Here is a 26,081-nt window from a genome sequence, read left to right on the forward strand (position 1 = left end):
TTTATTTGATTGTTTCTACTGTTTTACCACAAGTCAGCATTTGTGAGCCATAGTAAGGGTTTTTAACTGCATTTTCTTTACTTAACCAATTAGCATCCTGCATAGGGCAGTATTGGTAATATACTGGTTCTGTAGGTTTTGAAACCTTTATCAATTCATAAGTGTTTTTAGATAATGATTTAAAAGAATCTCTTTGCTTTTTGATGTCCTGAGTTTCTGAAATACTTTTAGCATCAGCTTTCAAATCTTTCAAAACTTTCATCCAAACCATGTGAACATCCATTTTCAAAGTTTCCATTTTTACGGTTTCAATTGATGTTAGTAATTCATTTGCTTTAGTTGCTGCTGTTTTAGAATCTGTTTTTACTAAGGCATCTTTCAATAAGAAATAGTTATCAAATACTGATTGCAATTGATTTTTTTCTTGACTATCATTCATTGCAGTATGGTCATTCATTGCCATTTTATTTGCTCCCGAAACCGCATCTACTGTTACTGGAACTTTTGCTTCTCGGTCATACTGACAACAGCCTGGAAGATTTGAATAGACTTTATCAGGAGCAAGGAATTTTTCGCTGTCATAACCAACAAGAGCAATACGTTTTAATATTTCATCTTGATTGGTTTTACTTTCATCATAAGTCAGGGTAGCCATTTTGGTATCTTCATTCCAATCGACTTGGGCAATATTTTTTAGATTCCCTGCTTTTTCTATTTTGGTTTTGCACATACCACAGTTTCCGAATATTTTAACTGTTTCGGTTTTAGCATTTTTTATTTGTGCGTTTGATACTATTGATAGCAATACTAAAACTGCCATCATTACTTTTTTTAATGAGTTCATCGTTATGAAATTAATTTTAAATTGAATTAGTTAAACAACCACAAAACGCAGCGTATTATGCTCAAATTTTGAAATTGAATTAACCGAGAAAATAAATGATTTGAAAAGCAAATTACGCTTTCGATTTGACACACTTATGGCTGTCAAAAAGGGGTTTTAGCTTATTTTTGGTATTAACCAAAGGAAGTAGAAACCAGAAGAAATAAAGGTTTCTGAATTAGAGAATTTTTGTTTTTCAGAAGAAAAATCAAAGTTATTGTTTTTTAAAACAAGTTCGGATGAAATTGTAAAACCATTACTAACTGAAGGGCAAGCACATTTTGAATGTCCACATTTTCCACCACAACCGTTATGGTTTTTAGTTTTGGAATGATTATTACTTTCGCAACAACCGTCTTTTTCTGTTTTGGATGAAACTTCTTTTTTTGCTGAATGTTTGTCAGTCGAGCAAGTTCCACAAGCATAAGTGTTATTAGGCATAAAGAATATGCCTAATAACAGAAGTAATATGAAGTGGTATTTTTTCATTTTTAAAACTAAACACATCAAAAGTAATTAAATGCAATTAATATTTCACTAAACATTTGTTAAAACGTTACGCTTTTTTGAGAATTATTCAAAAAACTATTAAGGTGAATTGTTTTTGTTATTTATTTCGTTAAGATAATATTGTAAATTATAGTATACTGTCCCGAAAAGAATATTGCAATGTTTTCGATTATTAATTGCAATGACATTGAAAGAATTAATTAGTATGAAAGTTTCTTTTTACTAAGGAATTGAGAGATATTGCAATGGTATTGCAATGATTTAGGAGGATAATTGCAATGCCATTGCAATGGTTTATTCTTGTTGAAAAACATTTATTTTTCTAAAAACATCTTCTAAATCATTATTATAAATCCCCTCAAGTTTTAATTGTTCGTCAGATTTACTTTCGGTCATATCCCATATTTTAGCATTTATCCCCAATGAAATAAGATGAGGCATTTTATTTGAAATTATGCTAACGGCATTTTCGCTCATATCGGGAACAATTAGCACATTATGACCAATTAAAGGGCTTATTTTACTTTCTGTTAATCCATTAATTCCACCATAAGCCACCCAAACATATTGAGGAAATAAAATGTAGCCAATAATAGCTGTTTTTTCACTTTCAGTTAATACAATGGTTTTCTTTGTTTTGATTTTATCGTAAACCAAATGTTCTCCAAATAAGCAGTTGAAATAACCATCTTCATTTTTATAAGGAACTCTAAATTTATTAGTTCGTTTACCATTTGTATCATAGTAAGCTATTTTAGCCTTTAGAACATTTAGATTGGTGTTTATACTCCAAAATATAATCCCACCATCATTACTTGTTCCTAAAGCATAAGTTTCTTTTGCATCTTCTGTTTTAGTATCGCCATAAGTTTTGCGTAAATATTGTAGAAGATTGTTTTCGGGATTTACTTTGAAATACTTCCATATTATTGATTCATCTATAAATTTTTGAGTAGTTGTTGTAGGTAGATTTGCAATATTATTTCTGGTTGGAATAAAGTCTGTTTGAAATTTATTTTCTAATTCATCCCAAATGTATTCGTTTCCGTTTTCATCAGTATATATAGTAGGGGGTAATGAAGCTTTTCCACAAGAATGACAATAACCATAATTTGAACTTAAATTTTTATAGTTGATAAATTTTCCGTCCGAATTATTTCTACCACAGCAAGGAGTGATTAATTTATAATCTCTTTTTGAGTTGAATGTAAGTTCTAATTTGGTTTTTTGTAGCATTACTATATATTTTTGTTTGCAACCTGCAACTTGCAATCTTTTGAATAATCGTTGTTAAGTATTGTTTCTATTGGTTTTTCAGAGGTTTTGTGTTTTAATCTCAAGTTGCAAGTTGCATCAATTCGTTATTCCATTTTCTTGATATGGTTGATTTATTCATTCCGGTAATGGCAACAACATCTTTTTGACTAGCATTGTTTTTTATTGCCAATCTGATAATGTCTTCAGTAGTTGGTAATTTCTCTTTTTGATTGATGTTTTCATCTAAAACAATTTTGAAGTTAATGAAATAGAACTCAAGAATCAATATTGCAATTTCAATGGTTTCAACATTGATTTTATTCTGATATGATTGTCTTTTAGAATTTAAAATCAAGTGTGTTAAAAGACTTATTTTGTGAATGTTTATCATCATTTTTGAAATGTATTCTTTGCTTAAATCATTCACTTTGTTTTGACGATTTATTAATTCTTGAGAATACTCAAAAAGTCTTTTATTGGCATTTGAATCAAGCTCTATCTGTAAATCGTCCATTTCAAAAGTGTTTTCTATTTCGGTACGATAATTTAAAAGGTTGATTAAGGATTTAGAATAATTTTCAGTTGCTTCAGTAGAAATATCATTTATAGACAATTGATTATTCATTGTCAACTTGTTTGTAAAAAGAATTCTGTCGATTAACCCGCTTTCTAAATTTCCATCAGCGAATAATTTAGGAACAAATTGATTTTGAATTGAGCCTAATAAAGTTGGGTATGATTTTTCGATTCTGAAACTTTCAGTTGTTTTTCGGGATATATCAATATGCTTATTGGTATTTCCTTGTAAAAAGAAAGTTCTCCAAGCTGTGCCTTCAGTACTGCTTTTATTTGCCATTTTTTCAATAATGAAATAGAGTTCATCTATAAAAATCCCAATAGAATATTTGTTTTTATAATGCGTATAAATTGCCGATTCGATGGTAGCATCTTGAAGAAACAATTGTTTTCTATCACTCTTTTCAGTTTCATCTAATTCAGCATTATTTTTCTTGAATTCTTTGTACTTTTCGTTGTCATATTTTACCAAAGGAAGTGTTGCTAAATCCATTGCGGGTGATTTAATATCTCCACGACTTCCAATTATAGAAAAGTATAAATTGGCATAATTTATATATCCCATCGCTTTTATTGAAAAGGCAAGACCACCAGCATTACTGTAAGCGAATAATATTGAACTTAATAAATATTCTTTTGGAATCCTTTTTAAAGTAAACGCATCGTTAATAAGAGTTTTGATTTCAATTGGCATCTTGGAAATTATTTCTTCTAATTGATTAATTGCAATTTCTTTATTTGGTTTAAAAGCGTTTCCAATTTTATCATCAATATCTTTAAGATTTTTTAAATCCATAGTTAACGATTAAACAGTTGGTTTTTCATTAAATATTCATTGGCTTTTGCTTCCGTGTCATCTTTGGAATCTTTTTTCCCAGACTTTAACCAATCAATAATTTGTGATTTCAAAAAGTACAAACGCTTCCCTTTTTTATGAAATGGAATTCTGTTTTGATGAACCAGTCCATAAACACTGGGTTTTGCCAAATTGATGAGTTTTGCAGTTTCATCAATGTTCATAAAGACATCCTCCGTTAAAGAAATAGAGGGATTCATCGCCTTTTTAATGTTTTCCGTGATTTGCTCTGCAAGTACTTTTATTCCTTCCTCCGAGAGCATGTAAATTTGTTGATTCATTTTTCTGTTTTATGGGGCAAACGTAAAATGAAAAAATCCCTAAAGGAATACTTTAGGGATGGCTTATGGATACTTTAGGGATGTATTAATGTATTGAAAAACAATGATATATGTTGAGATGTGATTTTGATTTTTTGTGTTATTTTGTTTCTTTTTGTTCAGAAATCAACGATGTTCTATGTTTTTTTAACGTTTGTTTTGTATGTACTAAATCAAATTCATCAATTTTAATTTTAATGCTGTCTATGGTATCTAACATTGTATTTGAACTACCTCTTCTTAAAATTCCTTTATTTACTTTTTGATATACTTTATTGTTTGAAGACGATTCGTATAAAATGGAGTCGTCTTTTATTTCGCCAATAAGAATTATCAATTTTATTTTTTCGGTTAGTGGAATAGAGTTTTTATCTGATAAGCAAAGGTTTAAAATCAATAACTGTTCGTCAATTTCAAATGTTTGTTTTCTTATTTTGTCTTTTGCTTCAGAATTAATTACAGGAACATTTAATTCTTCGCTGTCTTCAATTATATCATAAACAGTATTAAGATAATCATCAATTCGTTTTACTGCAATAGGGATTTTTTTACTAGGATAATATTCAGAAAATATTTTTCTAAATAACGGTGAATTGACTACATGCCCATCAAATTTTTCTAAAGTGAAATCTTCATAATTGTTTACTTCATAAAACAATTTATACAGCTCAATATTATCCCACAATCTATTATAGGTGTTTTGATAAACATCGTATTTTAATAAATGGATGATAAAGCTTTCATAGCTAATATTGTCAAAATCATCATCATAAGTATAATTTGAAACTTTCTTAATTTTTAATCTCTTCAAAAACTCTTCGTGCGCTTCATTTTTTAAGACAGATTTTACTACATCTACTTTATTTTTGTTATAATTAGATAATGATAGCCTATAAATTCGATATACTTCTTCAAAATGGTCTTTGTACTTATATATGAAACTGGTTTCAATAAATTCATCCCAAATTCGTCTTATTGTATCATCGATTGATTTAAGAGCTGTTCTTCCGTCTTCATAATCCGATTTAAAAGAAGTAATAATAAAGTCGAGTATTTTTTTTAATTCTGTATTTGTTATTTCCTGATGATTTTTAAGATATTCCATCTAATTGTATGTTTATTCGATTTGCGGCTTCAATTTTGTTTTTGTCCATTACTTTGGTATAAATCTGTGTTGTAGAAACGTTTTTATGACCTAATAATTTTGATACGGTATATATGTCTGTTCCATTTGCAAGTTGTAGGGTTGCGTAGCTGTGTCGGAAATTATGAAATGAAATTTTCTTCTTAATGCCGGACTTCGTTATCCAATCTTTTAAAGGTCTAGTTATTTGTGAATATTGAATACCTCCAAATATCAGTCCTGTATTTGTTTTTTGTGTTTTCAGAATATTATAAGCAGTATCAGAAATAGGATGATTTTTTATTGATTTTGTCTTTTCCTCTCTTAATGAAATGTAATATCCTTGATGTTTGTCTTTAAATATGTTTTCCCAGTAAAGATTGTTTATATCTACAAAACGCAAACCACTCAAAGCGGAAAATATTGCCATATATTTTACTTTCTCGATTTTAATTTCAGTTTTCCATAGCAAAGAGATTTCTTCTTCGGTTAAATACTCCCGATGTGTTTCTTCTTCTTTAATGTATTCAGCATCTTCGGCTAAATTCTTTTCAATCAAATTTTGTTTATATGCAATCTTGAGGACAGTTATAAAATTTTTAAAGTATGAAGAAGCAGTATTTTTTGCTAGGTCTTTGGCAATTTTTGAATTTCTTGTACTTTTTGCGTTTAAAAGATAGGCTCTGTATTTTTTAATATAATCGAGCGTCAGATTATTTGATAATATTGTGCCACCACTAAAATTTTCCAAATGATTTAATGAAGCTTTCCAAGAGTTGTAATTGGATTCACTACCACTATTAAAATAATCATCAACAACGCTTTTGTATAGAGTTATAAAATTTACATTCAATACTACATTGTCTTTAAAGCCAAATTCTTTGTTTTTAAGTTGAACATTTCTTTTAGATTTAATTATCTCTGCAAGGTCAAGATTTTCTTTATTGTGTTTTTTTTCTTCTGCTGTTTTTGGATTACTGAATAGATATAATTTTAAAAATTCTCTGCGGGTTTCCGTTCCGTTTTTAGGGTTAATAATAGGAGGGTAGTAGTCTAAATAAAGGCTTATTTTACCAGTATTCAATGTTTTTTCTCTTAATGTTACTTTACTCATATTTGGTTATTGAAAAATTCTGTTTAAATCTTCCTTTTTTACTAATGTATATTTTCCGTGTTTCTCCTTTGGGATGTTGTGCCTTTTGATAATATTGTATAATGCGCCGTTTGAAATATTAAATTTTTCAATGGCTTCATTAATGGTATAGGAGTTTTTCAAATTTATTTCGCTTTTTCTTTCGGGGTTAACATAATCATCACTTATCAAATTCCTTTCAAAATAATCATCAATATCTTTTCTTCTGATAAGTATTTTTCTAACCGAAAAATTGTATGCGTTTAAGTCCTTTTGTTCAATTAATCTATAAATGGTTTTGGAAGACATATTCAGTAATGTAGATGCTTCTTTAACGGTTAAAAAATCTTTTGAATTTACATCCACAACATATTTAGAAACTTTTGATTTTGTTTCTGTATCGCTCGTTTCAATTTTTTTCAATTTTTGATTTAATTTATAACCTCTGCTGTTACAAATATGAGAGCAATATTTAGTCTTTGTTGTTTTAGCATCAAAGGTGTTTTTACAATAATCACATATTCTTTTTACTATAATATTTGAACTCATATTTAGTGGAATTAAAAGGATATAAAGCGAAATAAGCAGAATTAAGGGTAAATAAGGGACATAATTTCGCCATTTCATTTCAAAAATAGTAAAAATATGTTTATGAGGTACAAAAATGGTACAAAAAATAGCAAAAAATAACAAAACAACACGAAGTCAATATTTTAAATAAAATAAAAAATCCCTTTATTTAAAAGGGATTGATGTATTTTTCTTTGTTTTAATTTTTAATGATTTGTGAGTGCTATTTGCCGATACAGAAATTTGCAAAAATATTCCCCAACAACTCATCATTAGTAACCTGCCCGGTAATCATCCCAAAATGGTATAAAGCTTCTTTAATATCAATGGCCATAAGGTCTGAAGATAAATTCGTCTGCAAGCCATATTTCACTTTCTGAATTTCTTCAAGTGCCTTAAGCAGGGAATCATAATGGCGCGTATTGGTTACAATCGTTTCGTTGTTTCTTAATGCTCCGGTGTTGACAAACGACAACAATTGATTTTTTAAATCTTCAATGCCGGTTTTATTCTTAGCCGAAATCGGAATCAGTTGCGCGTTGCTATTGGAAAGTTTTTCAACAATCGAAGTTAATGTTCCTTCAGCCAACGTGTCAATCTTATTCAAAACAACAATCAAAGGCTTTAGCGGAAATTGGTTTCTGATTTTCTCAATCTCCACTTTCAAAAGATCAATCGTAAATCTCGAACTATCCACCAAAAACAAAACGACTTGTGCCTGTTCAATCTTCTCAAAAGTTCTTTGAATGCCAATACTTTCGACGACATCTTTCGTTTCGCGGATTCCCGCCGTATCGATGAATCTAAATCCGATTCCATCAATCACCAGTTCATCTTCAATCGTATCACGCGTGGTTCCGGCAATTTCGGAAACAATCGCGCGTTCCTCATTCAAAAGGGCATTGAGTAAAGTGGATTTTCCAACATTCGGCTCACCAACAATGGCTACAGGAATACCGTTTTTAATTACATTTCCAACGGCAAATGAATCTATTAATCTTTTTAAAACCAGTTCGATACGCTCAATCAATTCATTGAATTGTGAACGATCGGCAAACTCCACATCTTCCTCTGCAAAATCAAGTTCGAGTTCAATCAGCGAAGCGAAATTCAACAGCTCAACCCTCAAATTCGCAATCTCGTTCGAAAACCCGCCGCGCATCTGCTGCATCGCAATCTGGTGTGACGCTTCGTTGTCCGAAGAAATCAAATCGGCAACGGCTTCAGCTTGTGACAAATCAAGTTTGCCATTGAGAAAAGCACGCAAAGTAAATTCGCCCGCATTGGCCATTCGGCAACCTTTACGCAACAACAACTGAATAATTTGCTGCTGAATGTAAGTAGAACCATGACAAGAAATTTCCACGGTATTTTCACCCGTATACGAATTCGGCCCTTTAAAAATCGAAACCAATACTTCGTCTAAAGTCTTATTGCCATCCACAATATGGCCTAAATGCAAAGTATGCGACTTCTGTTTTTCCAGATCTTTCCCACGAACCGACTTAAAAATACCAGTCGAAATGGCAATCGCCGCTTCACCCGAAACGCGGATAATCGCAATAGCGCCGGCACCCGAAGGCGTTGCAAGCGCAACAATAGTGTCTTGTGGAATCATGTTTTTTATTTGAGCGACAAAGATAAATCAAATTGTTTTGATTTTGAGGAGCTGATCCCGCTATCCGTTGCAATCTTTTACGCCGAACACCGGCGCAAAAGGATTTCCTCTACTATCGGGGCTAGGGCATTGGATTTTAAATCAATTTTCTGCAAAATTTGCGTCTTGGCGTCTTGGCGAGCAAACAAAAAAACTGTAAATTTGCGTCACTAAAATCAAAAAACATGAGTTCATTTGACGTAGTCATCATAGGATCCGGCCCAGGCGGATACGTATCAGCCATTCGTTGTGCCCAATTGGGTTTCAAAACAGCCATCATCGAAAAATACAGCACTTTAGGCGGCACTTGTCTTAACGTAGGTTGCATCCCATCGAAAGCATTATTGGCGTCTTCGCACCATTACGAAGAATTGCAGCATTTCGCCGATCACGGGATTGAAGTGTCAGGCGAAGTAAAAGTGAATCTTGAAAAAATGATTGCCCGCAAGCAAGCGGTCGTCGATCAAACTTCTGGTGGCGTAAAATTCCTGATGGATAAAAATAAAATCACCGTTTTTGAAGGTTTGGGTTCTTTCGTAGATGCGACGCACGTAGCGATTGCCAAAGCCGACGGCACTTCAGAAACCATCGAAGGAAAAAATATCATTATAGCGACAGGTTCAAAACCATCGAACTTGCCGTTCATCAAACTCGATAAAGAAAGAATCATCACTTCTACGGAAGCATTGAAATTAAAAGAAGTTCCAAAACACCTAATCATCATTGGTGGCGGTGTGATCGGCATCGAATTAGGGCAAGTCTATCTTCGTTTGGGCGCTCAGGTTTCCGTAGTAGAATTCATGGACCGAATCATTCCAGGAATGGACAGTTCGTTGTCGAAAGAATTAACTAAAGTCTTGAAAAAACAAGGCATGAAATTCTACGTGTCGCACAAAGTGAAATCCGTAGAAAGAAAAGGAAAAGCCGTAACGGTGCAAGCCGAAAACCCAAAAGGAGAAACCATCACTTTAGAAGGCGATTACGCTTTGGTAGCGGTTGGTCGTCGCCCATACACTGACGGACTAAATGCTGATAAAGCAGACGTGAAGCTGACCGACAGAGGCATGGTTGAAGTGAACGATCATCTTCAAACCAACATTCCAAATATTTACGCGATTGGCGATGTCGTTCGCGGCGCGATGTTAGCGCACAAAGCCGAAGAAGAAGGAGCCATGGTTGCAGAAATCCTTGCCGGTCAAAAACCACATATCGATTATAATTTGATTCCAGGCGTTGTTTACACTTGGCCCGAAGTGGCTGCAGTTGGGCAAACAGAAGAGCAATTGAAAGCTTCAGGCGTTGAATTTAAATCAGGAAGTTTTCCATTCAAAGCCTTAGGGCGCGCCAGAGCGAGTGGAGATTTAGACGGTTTTGTAAAAATCCTAGCCGATGCCAAAACTGACGAAGTGTTAGGCGTTCACATGATTGGAGCCAGAACTGCTGACTTGATTGCAGAAGCCGTAACCGCGATGGAATTCAAAGCCTCAGCCGAAGACATTTCAAGAATGAGCCATGCGCATCCGACGTTTGCAGAAGCCATTAAAGAAGCCGCATTAGCAGCTACGGATAATCGCGCGCTGCATGTGTAGACTGTAAGATTTTAAGACTGTAAGATTTTTAAATACGAAAGCCGTTCTATTGAACGGCTTTTTTAATTCGCGTAAATCCGTGTTTTCGGTGTTATCCGCGTGCCGTTTTTCAATGACTAAAACACCACGTTTACTTTTTAGAATACCGCTTAATACCCAAATAAATCAATATTCCTAATAGAATCAAACTCCAGATATGAACCACAAAAACCAACAGGCTTTCCAAAATATACCAACCCGATTTGATCGAATCTAAAAGTTGCAATCCCAATGGCGGCTCATAAGCGCTGGCGTCTTTTTCATTGGCGACAATTTCCTGTTTCACCGTTTCCTTTTGGTAAATATGAAGCGTAATCGTGCTAAAATTGACCTGATCCTGCAAAGCCAGATTTTCAATTTTTTTGTCATCCTGCGCTGTGCCGGTTTCATCAACCTTATCTTCGGCATTGACGATCTGATTTAGTTTTTTGCCTTTGGTATCGACAGCATTTTCAAGCCGTTGTTGATGCTTGGCACTTCGCCGTTGTGCCATTTCGTTCGACAACAACTGGAGCGCCACATCATCCGCTTTGATATGGCGGCTGTCCAGAAAAGCAACCTCACGCGCAATGGTTTTGACCACGGTATCAAATTGTGCATTCGGTATCCTGAGCCGAATATTGTTTTCTACGGTATAACGCGTGGTTTCGAGCGTACTGTCCTGGCTGATTTTAGTCGAAAATTGTTTGTTGATGGTGCTTTCGAGTTCGGAAGAAGCGACAAATCCACCATATTTTCTTGCGGCATTTTCAATGGCATCGGTCGATTTTGAGACATTTTTGACTTTGAATTTTAACTCAGCGGTGCGGATGAATTTCCGTTGAGGTTGTTTTACGGTTTTGGGTTTTACAGGACTAACGGAGTCAGCAGATACTGCGATTTTTTCATTGGAAATTGCGGCTTCTTCTGAAGGTGCTTCTGCTTGTTTGCACGAAAAGATCAGCAGGAAACTGCCGAAAAGAACCAAACTGATGCGTGGGATGGTGTTCATAAAATTGTTTTTAAAGGATGAATTAAAAATTACTTGACGGTAATCGGGTTGTTGCGCTAAAACCTAATAAGTAGTTTTCTATCAATAAGCCTTCAATTTTATGACAATGGATTTTCGGTTTGCCAATAAAAAGCGTGCCACAAATTTTATCGGGTTTTTGTTGTAATTTTGAACCTTCTAAAACCCCAACTTGAGAACATCGATTCATAAAAATATTGCCAACCCGAAGGAATTCAAACAACAGCTTTTGGCTTGGTCACAGGAATTTCGGGAAGTCGTTTTTCTTGAAAGTAACGCGCATCACGACGCTTATTCACAGTACGATTGCATACTTGCCGTCGATGCCTTCACATCTTTAAAAACAGATCAATTCAACGCTTTTGAAGATTTAAAACAATACCAGCAAACGACCAAAGACTGGCTTTTTGGTTACTTGTCTTATGATTTAAAAAACGATGTCGAAGTATTGTATTCCGCCAACCAAGACGGCTTGCAGTTTCCCGATTTGTATTTCTTCCAGCCAAAAAAACTGTTTTTGCTTCAAGGAAATAATCTCGAAATCCGTTATCTCAATATGTGCGATGACGAAGTCGAAACGGATTTTTCGGACATAAAACTTTTTATTTTCAATCCAAATCCAACAAAGGAAACGCTTGCTATTGAACAAAGAATTTCCAAAGATTCCTACGTTCAGAAAGTGAATAAAATGCTCGAACACATCCACCACGGTGACATTTACGAAGCTAATTTCTGCATGGAATTTTTCGCTGAAAACGCGACTATAAATCCTTTAGAAAAGTTTCTGAAACTCAATACGATTTCTCAAGCGCCGTTTTCTGTTTTCCTGAAGAACCACAAGCATTATCTGTTGTCGGCTTCCCCGGAACGTTATCTGAAAAAAACGGGCGAACGAATCATTTCCCAACCCATCAAAGGAACCGCCAGACGTTTTGCTGACGCGATTGAAGACGAAGCTTCCAAAAACAACCTCGCCAACGACCCGAAAGAGCGCTCTGAAAACATCATGATTACCGATCTGGTGCGCAACGATTTATCGCGGACGGCTCAAAAAGGTTCGGTTAAAGTTGAAGAATTGTGCTGCATTTATTCGTTTTTGCAGGTGCATCAAATGATTTCTACGATTGTTTCAAAATTGAAAGATGAACATTCTGCGATTGATGTTTTGAAAACCACTTTCCCTATGGGCAGCATGACCGGCGCACCCAAAATCTCTGCCATGCAAATCATCGAGAACCTTGAAGAAACCAAACGCGGTTTGTATAGCGGTGCTGTTGGTTATTTCACACCCGATAATGATTTCGATTTCAATGTCGTGATTCGCAGTATTCTTTACAACGTTGAAAAACAATACGTTTCATTTTCGGTCGGCAGCGCAATCACTTCACAATCGTTTCCCGAAAAGGAATACGAGGAATGTTTGCTCAAGGCCAAGGCGATGTTGGAAGTGCTGCAATAATTCCACGGAAATCCCTACTTTTGGATATGCTTGAAAAACTCAGAAACCATCTCAACGAGAATTTACCTTTTTTGAAAGATAAAAAGTTGCTGCTGGCCGTCAGCGGTGGCATCGACAGTATGGTGATGGTCGATTTGTTTCATAAACTACACTATAAAATCGCCATCGCGCATTGCAATTTCCAGTTGCGTGGTGCCGAGAGTTTTGGCGATGAACAATTTGTTGTTGATTATGCCGATAAGAATAAAATTCCGGTGTTCACTACAAAATTCGATACCAAAGCGTTCGCTGAAGATTACAAATTATCAATCCAATTGGCGGCGCGCGACCTGCGTTACCATTGGTTTTATGAATTGCTCGAAACCGAACATTACGATTACATTCTAACGGCGCATCACGCTGATGACAACCTCGAAACGTTTCTGATCAATTTAAGCCGCGGAACAGGTTTGGAAGGCCTGACCGGAATTCCTGAACAGAACGACAAGATCATCCGTCCGCTTTTGGCTTTCAACAGAACCGCTATTGAAACTTACGCCGACGAGGATAAAATCAATTGGCGTGAAGACAGTAGTAACGCTTCCGATAAGTATTTGCGCAATAAAATACGCCACGATTTGGTGCCTTTATTCAAGGATTTGAATGCGAACTTTATCGATTCGTTTCAAAAAACACAATCGTATTTGCAGCAATCACAGGCTATGGCGGAAGATGCCGCGGTGATGGTTTATCAGCAAGTGGCAAGCGAACAAGGCGATGAAATTCATTTCGATTTGAAAAAGCTTACGCAATTGCCGAACTACACTTCGTATTTATACCATTGGCTCAACGAATTTGGTTTTACCGCTTGGGATGATATTTACGCTTTGGCCGACGCGCAATCCGGGAAACAGGTTTTTTCAAAGGATTACAGGTTGCTCAAAGACCGCGGTGTTTTGATTGTTGCACCAATAAGCAATGAGATTGAAAATCTTGAATTCACCATCGATAAAAACGTGCAAGACGTTAATTTTCCCTTAAAACTTTCGTTTTGTAAAGTAGCCGACACTGCCCACATTTCTAATTCGGTTATATTTGTTGACGAAGAAAAGCTGCAATTTCCGTTGCTGTTAAGGAAATGGAAATCGGGTGATGCCTTCCAACCCAGCGGGATGCAAGGCCAATCGAAAAAGCTCAGCAAGTTTTTCAAAGACGAGAAATTCTCACTGTTTGAAAAAGAAAACAGTTGGCTTTTATGCTCCGGAAATGAAATCGTCTGGGTAGTAGGGTTTCGCCACGATGAGCGGTTTAAAGCAGACGCCCACACGAAGAAGATATTAAAAATTGAAGTCAAACCATGAAAAAAATCCTTTCCATTATTGTTGCCTTTATAGCAATCGCCACGCAAGCCCAAATTCTGGAGCCCGTAAAATGGACCCACAAAACCGAGAAAAAATCAGACACCAATTTTATACTGGTTTTTGATGCCAAGATTGAAAAAGACTGGCATGTCTATTCGCAGTTTACCGATGATGGCGGCTCGTTGCCTTTAGAACTGACGTTTAAGAACCAAAAAGGAAACTTCACTTTAGTCGGAAAAACAAAAGAACGCGGGACGAAAACCGGATTCAATGATGTTTTTGGCGTCAATGAAACGTTTTTTGAGGATAAGATCCATTTTGAGCAGGAAATCAAAATCACCAATCCTAAACTCAAAAACGTTGAGGCTGTTGTAGATTATCAGGCTTGTAAAGCGTCTTGTGTGAACCTCGTCGAGAAATTCAAATTTGTCATTCCTGAAATTGTTACGACTGCAGAAGTTGCTCCAACTAACATTGATACTACAACTGTAGATACCGCGACTGCAACCGTTGCAGAAGTTAAAGCTGCACCGGTTCCGAAAGTTTCCAAAATTGCAGCGCCTGTAAAACCGACGCGTGGTTTGTTCTCGATTTTCTTTTTGGCCTTTTTAGGTGGTTTCGCGGCTTTATTGACGCCTTGTGTGTTTCCGATGATTCCGATGACCGTCAGTTTTTTCACCAAACAAAGTAAAACTCCGGCGCAAGGAAAAAGAAACGCTTTGCTTTACGGAATTTCAATCATCGCGATTTATGTGATTTTAGGTTTGGCAGTAACTGGCATTTTCGGGGCTGATGCTTTGAATGCTTTGTCCACAAACGTCTGGTTCAACATCATTTTCTTTTTATTACTGATCGTTTTTGCCGCATCTTTCTTAGGAGCGTTTGAAATCATGTTGCCGAATTCCTGGGCGAATAAAGTCGACAGGCAAGCTGATAGAGGCGGGATTGTAGGCATCTTATTCATGGCGCTCGCTTTAGCGATTGTCTCGTTTTCCTGTACTGGTCCAATTGTAGGAACTTTATTGGTTGAAGCTGCTTCTCACGGTGGCATTGCCCCAATTGTCGGAATGTTAGGTTTTTCTTCGGCGTTGGCGTTGCCGTTTATGTTGTTCGCCATGTTTCCAAGTTGGTTGCAATCGTTGCCTAAATCGGGCGGTTGGCTCAATACCGTGAAAGTATTTCTGGGTTTTCTGGAGTTGGCGTTGGCGTTCAAATTCTTATCGAATGCCGATTTGGTGTTGCAGTTGCATTTATTAGAAAGAGAAGTGTTCCTTGCGATTTGGATAGCTATTTTTGGAACTTTGGCTTTGTATCTTTTCGGTAAAATCTCGACACCGCACGACAGCCCGCTGACGCATATTTCTGTAGGAAGATTGCTCACAGGTTTGTTGGTCTTATCGTTCACCATTTATATGATTCCAGGACTTTGGGGCGCGCCTTTGAAACTCATCAATGCTTTTCCGCCACCGATGGAATACAGTGAAAGTCCATTTGGTGTGGGAGGTTCAAGTGCCAGTAATACAACCACAACAGCTTTGCCGGCCGGTGCTAAAATTGGTCCACACGGCATCGTCGTTTTTGATGATTACGACAAAGGTTTAGCTTACGCCAAATCGGTCAACAAACCCATATTGCTAGATTTTACGGGTTATGCCTGTGTCAATTGCAGAAAAATGGAAAACAATGTGTGGTCGGAGGAACCGATTCTGTCGATATTGAAAAATGAGGTAGTCCTGATTTCATTGTATGTTGATGACAAAAGGGATTTACCGAAAAACGAACAATTCACTTCCAAAACCACTGGCTCGGCAATAGAAACCGTAGGAGACAAGTGGACGGACTTTATGATTTCGAAATATAAAACCAATACGCAACCCTTGTATGTATTAACGGATTTGAAAGGGAATTCATTAAATATTGATAAACCAACCACGAGTTATGATCCCGATGTTTCCTTGTATGAGAAGTGGCTGCGCGCAGGAATCGCAAATTTCAAATAACACTGGTATCCCAATCGAAAGGTTGGGATTTTTTATTTTTTTGATTTATCGGGTAGGGTGTCGTAATTTTAGGTTGTCTTAGCTTTGAATCTAAAATCAAATTACTATGAAAACTATAAAATTATTTTGCTTCTTGTTGGCAGTTTGTTCTTTTACCGTTTCGTCCTGTTCGGATGCTTCACCGATAGAAAACAATACGGCAGAAGCTCAAAAAAGTGTGGCTTTAAGAACTACTATTTTCGAATTGCGAAAAGCCAATCAACCAGGAGATAGGTCAGCAAATAATTCGACAAAAGCCCATCGATTAACTCCTGTGAACCCTTTTTGTTTTGAATTTTTGTATCCGCTCGTATTGTCGTACAACAATGGTACGGCGATCACCGTAACCAGTTCAGAGGGATTGTGGCAAATTATCGATAACGAGTCACCAACGCTGTTTTTGGATGGCATTGTTTTTCCTTTTCAAGTAGTGCAAAATTTGACAACGGTTACCATTAATTCGGAAAGCGAATTCATTGCATTAATCAATAATTGTGGTTTTAATAATCTTTATGATGAAATTCACAATACTTACTGTTTTGACATTGTTTTTCCTATTACATTAAACTATAACGGACAAGTAGTCACCATTAATTCCGAGGAAGAACTATTGATATTTGGCGACGCGCCCGGATTCGACGGAGCAGTGAACATCGTTTTTCCAATATCCGTTATGTATCAAGGTCAAACGGTTCAATTGAATACCCTTTATGATTTTTACCAAATGGCGGCCAATTGCACTGGCGATTGTATCTGTACTTTAGAATATGCCCCGGTCTGTGTTCAGACACCTAATGGTATCGTAGAATATGGCAATTTGTGTTTTGCACAATGTGCAGGCTATACCCAAAATGATTTGGTGCCTTGTAATCCGGTATCAGAATGTTCCATTACCAATCTGACAGCAACTCCGGGAACTTGCAATCCAGCTACTTTCCAGTATCCGGTTACGATTGATTTTAATTCAGGCAATACCACGGCTACGCAATTCGAAGTGTACAGTAGTTCAAATGCACTCCTTGGGGTTTATCCGATTGCCTCACTGCCAGTTACCATAGAAAACTATCCGGAATCTATTCTTGGCGCACCTAATTTAAATTTGGTAACGGTTAAAATCAATGAGAATAATGAAAATTGTACCGCTACGCAATCATTCACAATACCGAATTGCGCAAATTGCATTTGCACGACTGATTATCTTCCTGTTTGCGTTCAGTCAGGTGGCCAAATTGTCGAATTTAGTAACGCCTGCTTGGCACGATGCGCTGGATATACATCCAATGATTTTGTGAGTTGTTTACCAGCTACATTCAATTTCATGGAATCATTAGGAACTTGTTTTAATATCATGTATCCGGTAACAGTGCAGTATCAAGGAGCTTTAGTAACGGTTAATTCAAATTCCGAGCTGGTGCAATATTACAATCCGCAAACACAGAAGATGCCCATTATGAACTATCCAATTGCGGTTACGTGGGGCGTTCAAACAGCGACATTTACCTATGCTAACCAAATATCATTTGAAACCGCAATTATCCTTGCGAATTGTCCGTAATTATGAAAAAGAATAATTAAAAATTGCAGTTAAGTTTTGTAAGACCACATGTTCCAGTAACCGGGCATGTGGTATTGCATTTAAAAAGATATCCAAGTTGATGGACGAACAATCACAGTCAAAATTATGTTCAGAAGCGGTATTCCGGTCGGTTTTTGAAGCCCATTTTAAGTTGTTGCGGAACTTCCTGATTTTTAAGTTCAAGGATGTCGCAAGGGCAGAAGATACCGCCCAAAACGCATTCGTGATTTTGTGGGAAAACTGCGCTATTCTAAAACCTGAGCAGGCGAAAAGTTTTTTGTTTACGACGGCCATCCGGATTTCACTCAATAACATCAAGCACGATAAAGTGGTCATGAATTTTGAACTGCAGTCAAAACCCAAAGCCACACATGAAGAATCGCCTGAGTTTTTGCTTGTTGAGGACGAACTCAAAAAGCAACTCGAGAAAGCCATCAACGATTTGCCGGAAAAACAACGTGTCGTTTTTTTGATGAACCGGTTTGAGAATCATACCTACGCTGAAATCGCGTTGCTGTTGGATTTGTCCGTGAAAGCAGTAGAAAAAAGAATGCACTTGGCTTTACTGTCACTAAGGAAAGTGATCAAAAATGTATAACATTTCAGAAAGATAAAGATGAAGAATACCTCAGAAAATAAGGCGAATGAAACGTTCCTGTCCGATTGGATGTCGGGCAAGATCACCGATGAACAATTAAAGGCTTTGGTGACCGAATCCGATTTCAACGCCTACCGGAAATTGAAATTCTCGCTGCAATCCGTTGCGCTTTCCGAGCCCGATATGTCCAAAAACTTCGCGTCGATTCAACAAAAAATTTCGAACAAAAAACAACGCAAAAAATCGAAAGTATTGTCGCTCTACACTTATGCGGCAATAGCTGCGTCTTTGCTGTTGTTTTTCGGATTGTATCATTTGCTCTCTTTCAGCAATACGTTCGAGAGTGATTATGGCAAAACCGCCACACTGGTTTTGAGCGATCATTCCCAAGTGACTTTAAATGCCCACTCGAAAATGAGTTATCCGACGCTTTTTGAATACAGAAGAAATTTAAAACTCGAAGGTGAAGCGTATTTCAAAGTAGCCAAAGGAAGCACGTTCACCGTCGAAACTTCGCAGGGAAAAGTGCAGGTTTTAGGCACGCAATTCAATGTCATTGCGCACCAGGATTATTTTGAAGTGCATTGTTTTGAAGGTAAGGTTAAAGTCACTACGCCAATCACTTCTCAAATTTTAACCCACGGAAAATCGATGCAAGTTTTCAAAGGCAAGATTGAAATATGGGAAGATGAAGCCTATCAAAAACCCACATGGATCAATGCGGAATCGTCTTTCAGAAATACGCCGTTGCAAGTGGTGATCGCGCAATTTCAGAATCAATACCAATCAAAAGTGGTGTTTCAGGAATCATTGACTGACGTACGTTTTACGGGAAGTTTTACGCATCAGAATATCGAAACCGCTTTGCAGTCGATCTGTCTGCCGATGCATCTTCATTATACTAAAACCACTTCAGGAACAATCCGAATCTCAGAATGAAACCCTTTCTAGCGCCATTGATTTTCTGTTTATTGTTTCCCGTTTGCTGGGCTCAAAAAGCGCCACAGCATCATTTTTATTTCAAGTCCATAAAACTGAGTGAGGCACTTACCGCAATAGAAAAGCAATTCGATATCAAGTATTCTTATGTCGATAGTATAGTCGCGGTAAAAACGATTTCATTGCTTCCCAAAGCATACACTTTAAATGAAATCAATACCGAAATTGAAAACCTTACGGATTTAAGAATAACCCAGATTGATGCGCGCTATTATTCGGTTTCCAGAGCTATGGAAGCGCCTGTTCGTGAGGAACAATTGCACGAAATTTTAGTTGAAGGTTTCCTATCGAAAGGAATCAACAAAAGCGACCAGAAAGTAATACTGTTGCCGCAAAAAATTGAAGCGCTTCCCGGCGTTACCGATGCTGATGTGCTGCTTTCGTTACAACAATTGCCCGGCGTCAAAAGCCCGAACGAAACCGCAACTGGCTTGTATATTCGCGGCGGCTCGTCGGACCAGAACCTTATTTTGTGGGACGGCATCCGCATGTATCATCCGGGACATTTGTTTGGAATGATTTCGGGTTTCAATCCGAACGTCACGCAAACCGTCAATTATCAGAATAAGGCGACACACCCAAAATTTGGGGAACGTCTTTCAAGTGTCATCGATATTCAATCAACCGATAAAATTGAAGATCAAACGAAAGTTGATGCCGGAATCAATGCCTTAAATGCCGATGTTTACCTCAAAGCGCCGATCGTCAAAAAGAAGTTGGGCTTGCAGCTTTCGGGCAGAAAATCTTATACAGAATGGCTTCAAACCGCAACATTTAACGCGCTGGCGGAGAAAGTTTTTCAGAATACTAATTTCAAGGATTTTGATGACAGCAATAAGTTTCAATTTGAGGATTATTCCGCGAAACTCAATTATCAACCGAACGAAAATACTGACCTTGCTTTCACAGCGATTGGTATTGACAACAACTTAAATTTCACTACGCAAAACGAAACCGACGGCATCCAGAACCAGAAAATGATGATTGAAAACCAAGGTTACAGTGGGCATTGGAACCAAAAATACGCAGCGAAATGGCGTCAAAAAACCAACGTTTATTATTCCGCTTACACCTTTGATTACAAGAAAAATAAAACCAAAACCGCCACCACTTTTGAGCAGTTCCAGAAACTTAACCGCGTGACGGATTCGGGCTTTGAAACAGGTTTTGAATTTCAGGCCAACGACAAACTCAATATAGCATTCGGTTACCAGCTTTCGGGAAATGACGTTTCGCATTCGTTTACGACCGAAAGTCAGGATTTGAGTATTATTCTCGACCAAAAGCATTTCTACAGCAAGACGCATGTGGGTTATGCGTTTTTAAAATACAAGTGGGAAAGTTGGCATTTTCAGGCCGGAGCACGTTATAATGATTTCAGTTCGTTGCAGTCACACAGTTTTGAACCACGCCTTTTCATCCAGAAAAATATTACGGATGCTTTGGTTTTGCAAGCTTCTTTTGAAAGAAAAAGTCAGATTATGAGTCAGGTCCGCGAAAGTGTGGCCAATGATTTGAGTTTGGAAAATTATCTTTGGGTTGCGTCTGATAAGGAAAGCTATCCGATCCAGAAAGCCAATCAATATACGGCCGGATTGATTTATAAGATGAAATCGTGGGTTTTCGATTTTGATGCTTATTATAAAACCACACGAGGCATCACTTCGCTGACTTTTGGTTTTTTGAATCAATTTGACCCTGACATTCATCAGGGAAATGGCTTTATCAAAGGATTGGATGTCTTGATCCAGAAAAATGCCCCAACCTGGCGCACTTGGATGACTTATACTTTTCAGGATTCCAAAAACAGGTTTGAAGACTTGAATGACCACCAATATTTTGCCGTCAATGCAGATATCCGACATGCGCTCAACATCTCATTCTACAAAAAGTGGAACCATTTTTCTTTGTCAACCGGTTGGTTCTGGCATACCGGAAAACCGTATAGTTTGCTCGATGAAACCAATCAGGTGGCATCTTTTAACACCGAGCGTTTGCCGTGTTATCATCGCCTTGATATTTCGGGAATCTACCATTTCCACGAACAGAAATCGTGGTCGGGAAAAGTCGGTTTTTCGATTTACAATGCCTATAACCAGCGGTCGCTCATCAGCAAAGAATATGAAAGGCAATATGCTACTATTGGAAACGTGATCCGCGCGACCTATAAAGTGCAGGATTATTATTCGCTAGGCATGATGCCTAACGTTTTTGTACGGGTAGCTTTTTAAACACCGTAAAATCGATGTTGATTTTTATTTTAAAATGTGAGTACTTAAAATCTTATAAACGTCATTGATGTTGTTGCCGCCTTTACCGAATTGTTTGACGATTGGCGCGGCTTCATCTTTGATCCAGATTTTTAGTTCGGCATCGAGGTCTAAGATTCCGGCGCTTTCTTTAGAGAATTTGATGACGTTCGAATAAGGAATCGAAAGGTAATCGACTTTGCTTCCGACAAGTTGTTTCTCTACTAAAATCAAGCGTTTGTTGGTGAAGATGAACATGTCTTTGACCATTTTGAATGCCATTTCGATATTCTCGCCGTCAATCAGAATTGGTTCGAATTCTTTGGATACATTGTTTAAATCTACTTCGGAGGCGTTGCCTAAGATGGCGTTGAAAATTCCCATGACTGTATAGTTTTATATTTTTTGGAAGCCCAAAAATACTCCAAAATGATGTTGAGGCGAAGAAATTTTTACTAATTTTAACTTCATATAAAGTATACGCCATGTTAGTTAAAGTATTTGGAAGCGCCGTTTTTGGGGTCGAAGCCACGACCATTACCATTGAAGTCAACATCGATAAAGGGATCGGATACCACCTCGTAGGTTTGCCCGATAATGCCATCAAGGAAAGCAGTTACCGCATCGCTGCAGCACTCAAGAATAACGGGTATGCCTTGCCCGGAAAGAAAATCACGATCAACATGGCGCCCGCCGATCTGCGCAAAGAAGGTTCCGCTTACGACCTGACTTTAGCTATTGGTATTTTAGTCGCGTCAGGTCAAATTCAGGCCGAAGAAAGTGCGCAATATATCATTATGGGCGAATTATCGCTCGATGGAAGTCTGCAACCGATAAAAGGCGCCTTGCCCATCGCCATCAAAGCTGAAGAAGAAGGGTTCAAAGGTTTTTTTCTGCCGAAGCAAAATGTCAAAGAAGCCGCCATCGTTTCCGGACTCGATGTTTATGGCGTCGAGAACTTACAGGAAGTCATTGATTTTTTTGAAGGCAAAGGCACTTTGGAACCTACATGTATCAATACTCAAGAGGAATTCATCCAGAATCTCGATTTTCCAGAGCATGATTTCAGCGACGTGAAAGGGCAGGAAGGCATCAAACGTTGTATGGAAATCGCAGCGGCGGGTGGTCACAACATTATTCTAATCGGCCCGCCCGGCGCCGGAAAAACCATGTTAGCGAAAAGATTGCCGAGTATTTTGCCACCGATGACAATACGCGAATCTTTAGAAACCACCAAAATCCACAGTGTTGCCGGAAAGTTAAAAGAAGTCGGCTTGATGAACCAACGGCCGTTTCGCAGCCCGCACCATACGATTTCGAATGTGGCTTTGGTCGGCGGCGGCAGTTATCCGCAACCCGGGGAAATATCGATGGCGCACAATGGCGTGTTGTTTTTGGATGAATTGCCCGAATTCAAGCGTGAAGTTCTTGAAGTCATGCGACAACCTTTGGAAGACCGTGAAGTGACGATTTCACGCGCCAAATTTACCGTGACTTACCCTTCGTCATTTATGCTCGTGGCGAGTATGAACCCGAGTCCGAGCGGTTATTTCAATGATCCAACCTCGCCCAGTAATGCTTCGCCCAATGAGATGCAACGCTATCTCAGTAAAATATCGGGGCCATTATTAGACAGAATCGACATTCATATAGAAGTGACGCCGGTTCCTTTCGAAAAACTCTCCGACAACCGTAAATCCGAGAGCAGTCAAATGATTCGAGAGCGCGTTACCAGAGCCCGTGACGTTCAATCGAGAAGGTTTGAGGATATTCCCGCTGTGAATTACAATGCGCAGATGAGCACGAAATTAATACGCGAATTTTGTGCGCTTGATGATACTTCTTTACAATTATTAAAAACTGCGATGGAAAGATTGAATTTATCCGCACGCGCTTATGATCGGATTTTGAAAGTTTCCAGAACCATTGCTGATTTGGAAGGTTCTGAGAACGTTGTTGCATCGCATATTGCTGAAGCTATTCAATACAGAAGTCTGGATCGGGAAGGGTGGCTCGGGTGAAGTGGATTAAAAAGTAAATTTTACTACTCCATTTCTGAATTGTATAACAAACTTCACTAAAATAGCAGGAATTTTATAAAACTTTATCATTTGCTTGATGGGGCACTATTTACTGCTGATTCTGGGTGCGAATTACCTACTATCGCATCACAGCAGTTTATAACAACACTATAAGGGATGTTTATTGATAAACCCAATTTAAGAGACTTTATTGGTTCCTTTATAGTGTTGTTTTTTATTTGGAATGCTTATTTTTGAATACCAAAAAAAGCACCATGAAAATTATCATTTCTCCAGCCAAATCGCTCGATTTCGAAAAGCCGTTACCGACGCCAAAACACACGATGCCGAAATTCCTCAAAGACAGTCGTGTGATCAACAAAGCCATCAAAAAGAAAAAGCCGAAAGAACTCATGGAACTCATGTCGATTTCCGACAAACTTGCCGATCTCAACTGGCAACGCAACAAAGTTTGGAAAACGCCTTTTACGCCCGAAAATGCACGCCCGGCGATGTACGCTTTCGCGGGCGATGTGTATATTGGCCTAGACAGTTATTCGATTGTTGAAGATAAATTAGAACCGCTACAGGACAAACTTCGCATTCTTTCAGGTTTGTATGGATTGCTCAAACCACTCGATTTGGTACAGGCTTATAGACTTGAAATGGGAACGCATTTGCCTATTGGAGAAAATAAAAACTTATATGAATTCTGGAAAAAGAAGTTGACTGCAGCCTTAAATAAAGAACTCAAAAAAGGCGAACTGTTTCTCAATTTAGCGAGCAACGAATACGCTTCAGCCATTGATTTTAAAGCACTTAAAGTTCCCGTGGTCACGGCAGATTTTCTCGATATGAAAGACGGAAAACTCAAAATGATCAGCTTCTTTGCGAAAAAGGCGCGAGGCATGATGGTGCGTTATATCATCGATACGAATGCGGAAACCATCGAGGATTTAAAAGGCTTTAACTATGAAGGCTATCGTTTCGACGCCACTTTATCGAAAGGCAATACTTTGGTTTTCACGCGTTAGCGCAGAATGTTAATTAAATTGCTCTTGTATAGTATTTTATTACATTTACATCCATTAAAAATTTTAAATATGATTAAAAAGAGTTTCGTATTCGCAGGAATATTGTGTTCGCTGAGTTTGTTCGCTCAGGACGAACTGATCAAAAAAGTGATTGGAAATGCTTCGGTGAATTCCAAATTTGAGTTCAAAGATGTCATCAACGTTGAGAATACATCCGTGAAAAGTCAAGGTTCAGCGGGAACTTGCTGGAGTTATTCGGGAAATTCATTTCTGGAATCTGAAATGATCAAAAACGGAAAAGCACCGGTTGATTTGGCCGAAATCTATTCTGCACGCCACGTTTATTTAGGCAAAGCCAGAAACTATATCCTTTTTAATGGAAACATAGGATTGGGCGATGGCGGCGAAACGCACGATGTCATGAATATGTTGCGCAAATACGGCGCAATGCCACAACAGGCTTACACTTATGAAGATTACGGAAAAGGTGCTTTGAAATCGGATGACTTCCAAGCGGAATTTAAAAAAATACTCGATGCGTACATCAAAAATGAAGATCCGAAAAAAGGTGCTTCATGGGTTACCGACATCAACAATTATATGGATGAGAAATTGGGTAAACTGCCTGAAACATTTACTTATGCCGGAAAAACCTACACGCCAAAAACGTTTGCTAAAGAAGTCGTGGGCATCAATCCGGATGATTATGTAGAGTTTTCTTCTTATAAAGACAATCCGTATTACCAGAAAATGGTTTTGCCTGTGCCGGACAACTGGAGCTATGATCAAGTGTATAACGTTCCGATGAAAGAAATGACTGATATCATCGATTATGCTTTGACTAAAGGTTACACGGTGGCTTGGTCTTCAGATGTTTCAGAACCATACTTCAGTTGGAAAAACGGTGTAGCCGAAGTTCCGGATTTAGACATTTACAACATCACGCCTGAGCAAAAGAAAACCCTTTTCGATGGCCCAATCAAAGAGAAAGAAGTTACGGAAGATTTGCGTTTGGAAGGTTTATACACTTTGACGACAACTGACGACCACGCGATGCAAATAGTTGGTTTGGCCAAAGACCAAAACGGAAAAGAATACTATAAAGTGAAAAATTCCTGGGGCGCGACCAATGATTATAAAGGTTATTTGTATGTGACCAAAGCGTTCGTACAATTGAAATCTACGGGAATTTTGCTCAACAAGGCGGGAATTCCGAAAGCTACCAAAAGTAAAATCAGAGTATAA

At 37.7% G+C, this 26,081-nt stretch carries 22 protein-coding genes; 11 read left to right on the forward strand and 11 right to left on the reverse strand.

Features of this window, described 5'->3' with window-relative positions; translation table 11 throughout:
* Window position 1 precedes the first annotated feature (1 nt).
* The 9 genes from Q0058_RS10615 to mnmE all read right to left on the reverse strand — a co-directional run bounded on the left by Q0058_RS10615 (window position 2) and on the right by mnmE (window position 8,845).
* Entirely contained in the window at window positions 2–844 is an 843-nt protein-coding gene (locus tag Q0058_RS10615) for a DUF3347 domain-containing protein (protein ID WP_298223716.1), read from the reverse strand.
* Window positions 845–1,000: 156 nt separating this feature from the next.
* Window positions 1,001–1,372, reverse strand: a complete 372-nt coding sequence (locus Q0058_RS10620; RefSeq protein ID WP_298223718.1) for a hypothetical protein — start codon at window positions 1,370–1,372, stop codon at window positions 1,001–1,003.
* 315 nt (window positions 1,373–1,687) lie between these two features.
* Complete coding sequence (locus Q0058_RS10625) at window positions 1,688–2,629, reverse strand: DUF6371 domain-containing protein (protein ID WP_298223720.1); 942 nt, start codon at window positions 2,627–2,629, stop codon at window positions 1,688–1,690.
* A gap of 100 nt (window positions 2,630–2,729) precedes the next feature.
* Entirely contained in the window at window positions 2,730–4,022 is a 1,293-nt protein-coding gene (locus tag Q0058_RS10630; protein ID WP_298223722.1) for a DUF3987 domain-containing protein, read from the reverse strand.
* Between the two features lie 2 nt (window positions 4,023–4,024).
* The gene (locus Q0058_RS10635; RefSeq protein ID WP_298223723.1) at window positions 4,025–4,363 is read right to left on the reverse strand and encodes a helix-turn-helix domain-containing protein; all 339 of its coding nucleotides are present in this window, start codon (window positions 4,361–4,363) and stop codon (window positions 4,025–4,027) included.
* Window positions 4,364–4,502: 139 nt separating this feature from the next.
* The gene (locus Q0058_RS10640) at window positions 4,503–5,507 is read right to left on the reverse strand and encodes a hypothetical protein (protein ID WP_298223726.1); all 1,005 of its coding nucleotides are present in this window, start codon (window positions 5,505–5,507) and stop codon (window positions 4,503–4,505) included.
* Window positions 5,494–6,639: a site-specific integrase gene (locus Q0058_RS10645; protein ID WP_298223728.1), complete on the reverse strand. Its 1,146-nt coding sequence runs from the start codon at window positions 6,637–6,639 to the stop codon at window positions 5,494–5,496. Before Q0058_RS10645 ends, Q0058_RS10640 begins: the two co-directional genes overlap by 14 nt.
* A 6-nt stretch (window positions 6,640–6,645) precedes the next feature.
* A complete protein-coding gene (locus Q0058_RS10650) occupies window positions 6,646–7,206 on the reverse strand; it encodes a helix-turn-helix domain-containing protein (RefSeq protein ID WP_298223730.1) in 561 nt (186 codons plus the stop codon).
* 244 nt (window positions 7,207–7,450) lie between these two features.
* On the reverse strand, window positions 7,451–8,845 hold the full coding sequence (gene mnmE, locus Q0058_RS10655; RefSeq protein ID WP_298223732.1) for a tRNA uridine-5-carboxymethylaminomethyl(34) synthesis GTPase MnmE: 1,395 nt from the start codon (window positions 8,843–8,845) through the stop codon (window positions 7,451–7,453).
* A 224-nt stretch (window positions 8,846–9,069) separates the two neighbouring features.
* On the opposite strand from mnmE, the gene lpdA reads away from it, so the two are divergent.
* Window positions 9,070–10,473, forward strand: a complete 1,404-nt coding sequence (gene lpdA, locus Q0058_RS10660; protein WP_298223734.1) for a dihydrolipoyl dehydrogenase — start codon at window positions 9,070–9,072, stop codon at window positions 10,471–10,473.
* A 130-nt stretch (window positions 10,474–10,603) separates the two neighbouring features.
* Here lpdA and Q0058_RS10665 read toward each other — a convergent pair whose 3' ends face one another.
* Entirely contained in the window at window positions 10,604–11,503 is a 900-nt protein-coding gene (locus tag Q0058_RS10665; protein WP_298223735.1) for a DUF4349 domain-containing protein, read from the reverse strand.
* Between the two features lie 190 nt (window positions 11,504–11,693).
* Between Q0058_RS10665 and Q0058_RS10670 the strand changes: the two genes are divergently transcribed.
* The 7 genes from Q0058_RS10670 (at window position 11,694) to Q0058_RS10700 (ending at window position 21,763) form a co-directional block, all read left to right on the forward strand.
* Window positions 11,694–12,980, forward strand: a complete 1,287-nt coding sequence (locus Q0058_RS10670; RefSeq protein ID WP_298223737.1) for an anthranilate synthase component I family protein — start codon at window positions 11,694–11,696, stop codon at window positions 12,978–12,980.
* Window positions 12,981–13,006: 26 nt separating this feature from the next.
* A complete protein-coding gene (gene tilS, locus Q0058_RS10675) occupies window positions 13,007–14,320 on the forward strand; it encodes a tRNA lysidine(34) synthetase TilS (RefSeq protein WP_298223865.1) in 1,314 nt (437 codons plus the stop codon).
* The gene (locus Q0058_RS10680) at window positions 14,317–16,320 is read left to right on the forward strand and encodes a cytochrome c biogenesis protein CcdA (protein WP_298223739.1); all 2,004 of its coding nucleotides are present in this window, start codon (window positions 14,317–14,319) and stop codon (window positions 16,318–16,320) included. The genes tilS and Q0058_RS10680 overlap by 4 nt, the downstream gene beginning before the upstream one ends.
* Before the next feature lie 106 nt (window positions 16,321–16,426).
* A complete protein-coding gene (locus tag Q0058_RS10685) occupies window positions 16,427–17,914 on the forward strand; it encodes a hypothetical protein (protein ID WP_298223741.1) in 1,488 nt (495 codons plus the stop codon).
* Window positions 17,915–18,014: 100 nt separating this feature from the next.
* Complete coding sequence (locus Q0058_RS10690; RefSeq protein WP_298223743.1) at window positions 18,015–18,533, forward strand: sigma-70 family RNA polymerase sigma factor; 519 nt, start codon at window positions 18,015–18,017, stop codon at window positions 18,531–18,533.
* Between the two features lie 18 nt (window positions 18,534–18,551).
* A complete protein-coding gene (locus Q0058_RS10695) occupies window positions 18,552–19,472 on the forward strand; it encodes a FecR domain-containing protein (RefSeq protein WP_298223745.1) in 921 nt (306 codons plus the stop codon).
* Window positions 19,469–21,763, forward strand: a complete 2,295-nt coding sequence (locus Q0058_RS10700; protein WP_298223747.1) for a TonB-dependent receptor plug domain-containing protein — start codon at window positions 19,469–19,471, stop codon at window positions 21,761–21,763. Before Q0058_RS10695 ends, Q0058_RS10700 begins: the two co-directional genes overlap by 4 nt.
* A gap of 24 nt (window positions 21,764–21,787) precedes the next feature.
* Here Q0058_RS10700 and Q0058_RS10705 read toward each other — a convergent pair whose 3' ends face one another.
* Entirely contained in the window at window positions 21,788–22,165 is a 378-nt protein-coding gene (locus Q0058_RS10705; RefSeq protein WP_298223749.1) for a PH domain-containing protein, read from the reverse strand.
* A 101-nt stretch (window positions 22,166–22,266) separates the two neighbouring features.
* On the opposite strand from Q0058_RS10705, the gene Q0058_RS10710 reads away from it, so the two are divergent.
* The 3 genes from Q0058_RS10710 to Q0058_RS10720 all read left to right on the forward strand — a co-directional run bounded on the left by Q0058_RS10710 (window position 22,267) and on the right by Q0058_RS10720 (window position 26,081).
* Window positions 22,267–23,802, forward strand: coding sequence for a YifB family Mg chelatase-like AAA ATPase (locus Q0058_RS10710; protein WP_298223751.1), 1,536 nt, complete (start codon window positions 22,267–22,269; stop codon window positions 23,800–23,802).
* Window positions 23,803–24,077: 275 nt separating this feature from the next.
* Complete coding sequence (gene yaaA / locus Q0058_RS10715; protein WP_298223752.1) at window positions 24,078–24,836, forward strand: peroxide stress protein YaaA; 759 nt, start codon at window positions 24,078–24,080, stop codon at window positions 24,834–24,836.
* 69 nt (window positions 24,837–24,905) lie between these two features.
* Complete coding sequence (locus tag Q0058_RS10720; protein ID WP_298223754.1) at window positions 24,906–26,081, forward strand: C1 family peptidase; 1,176 nt, start codon at window positions 24,906–24,908, stop codon at window positions 26,079–26,081.

The organism is Flavobacterium sp., assembly GCF_027484705.1.
GTDB lineage: Bacteria > Bacteroidota > Bacteroidia > Flavobacteriales > Flavobacteriaceae > Flavobacterium.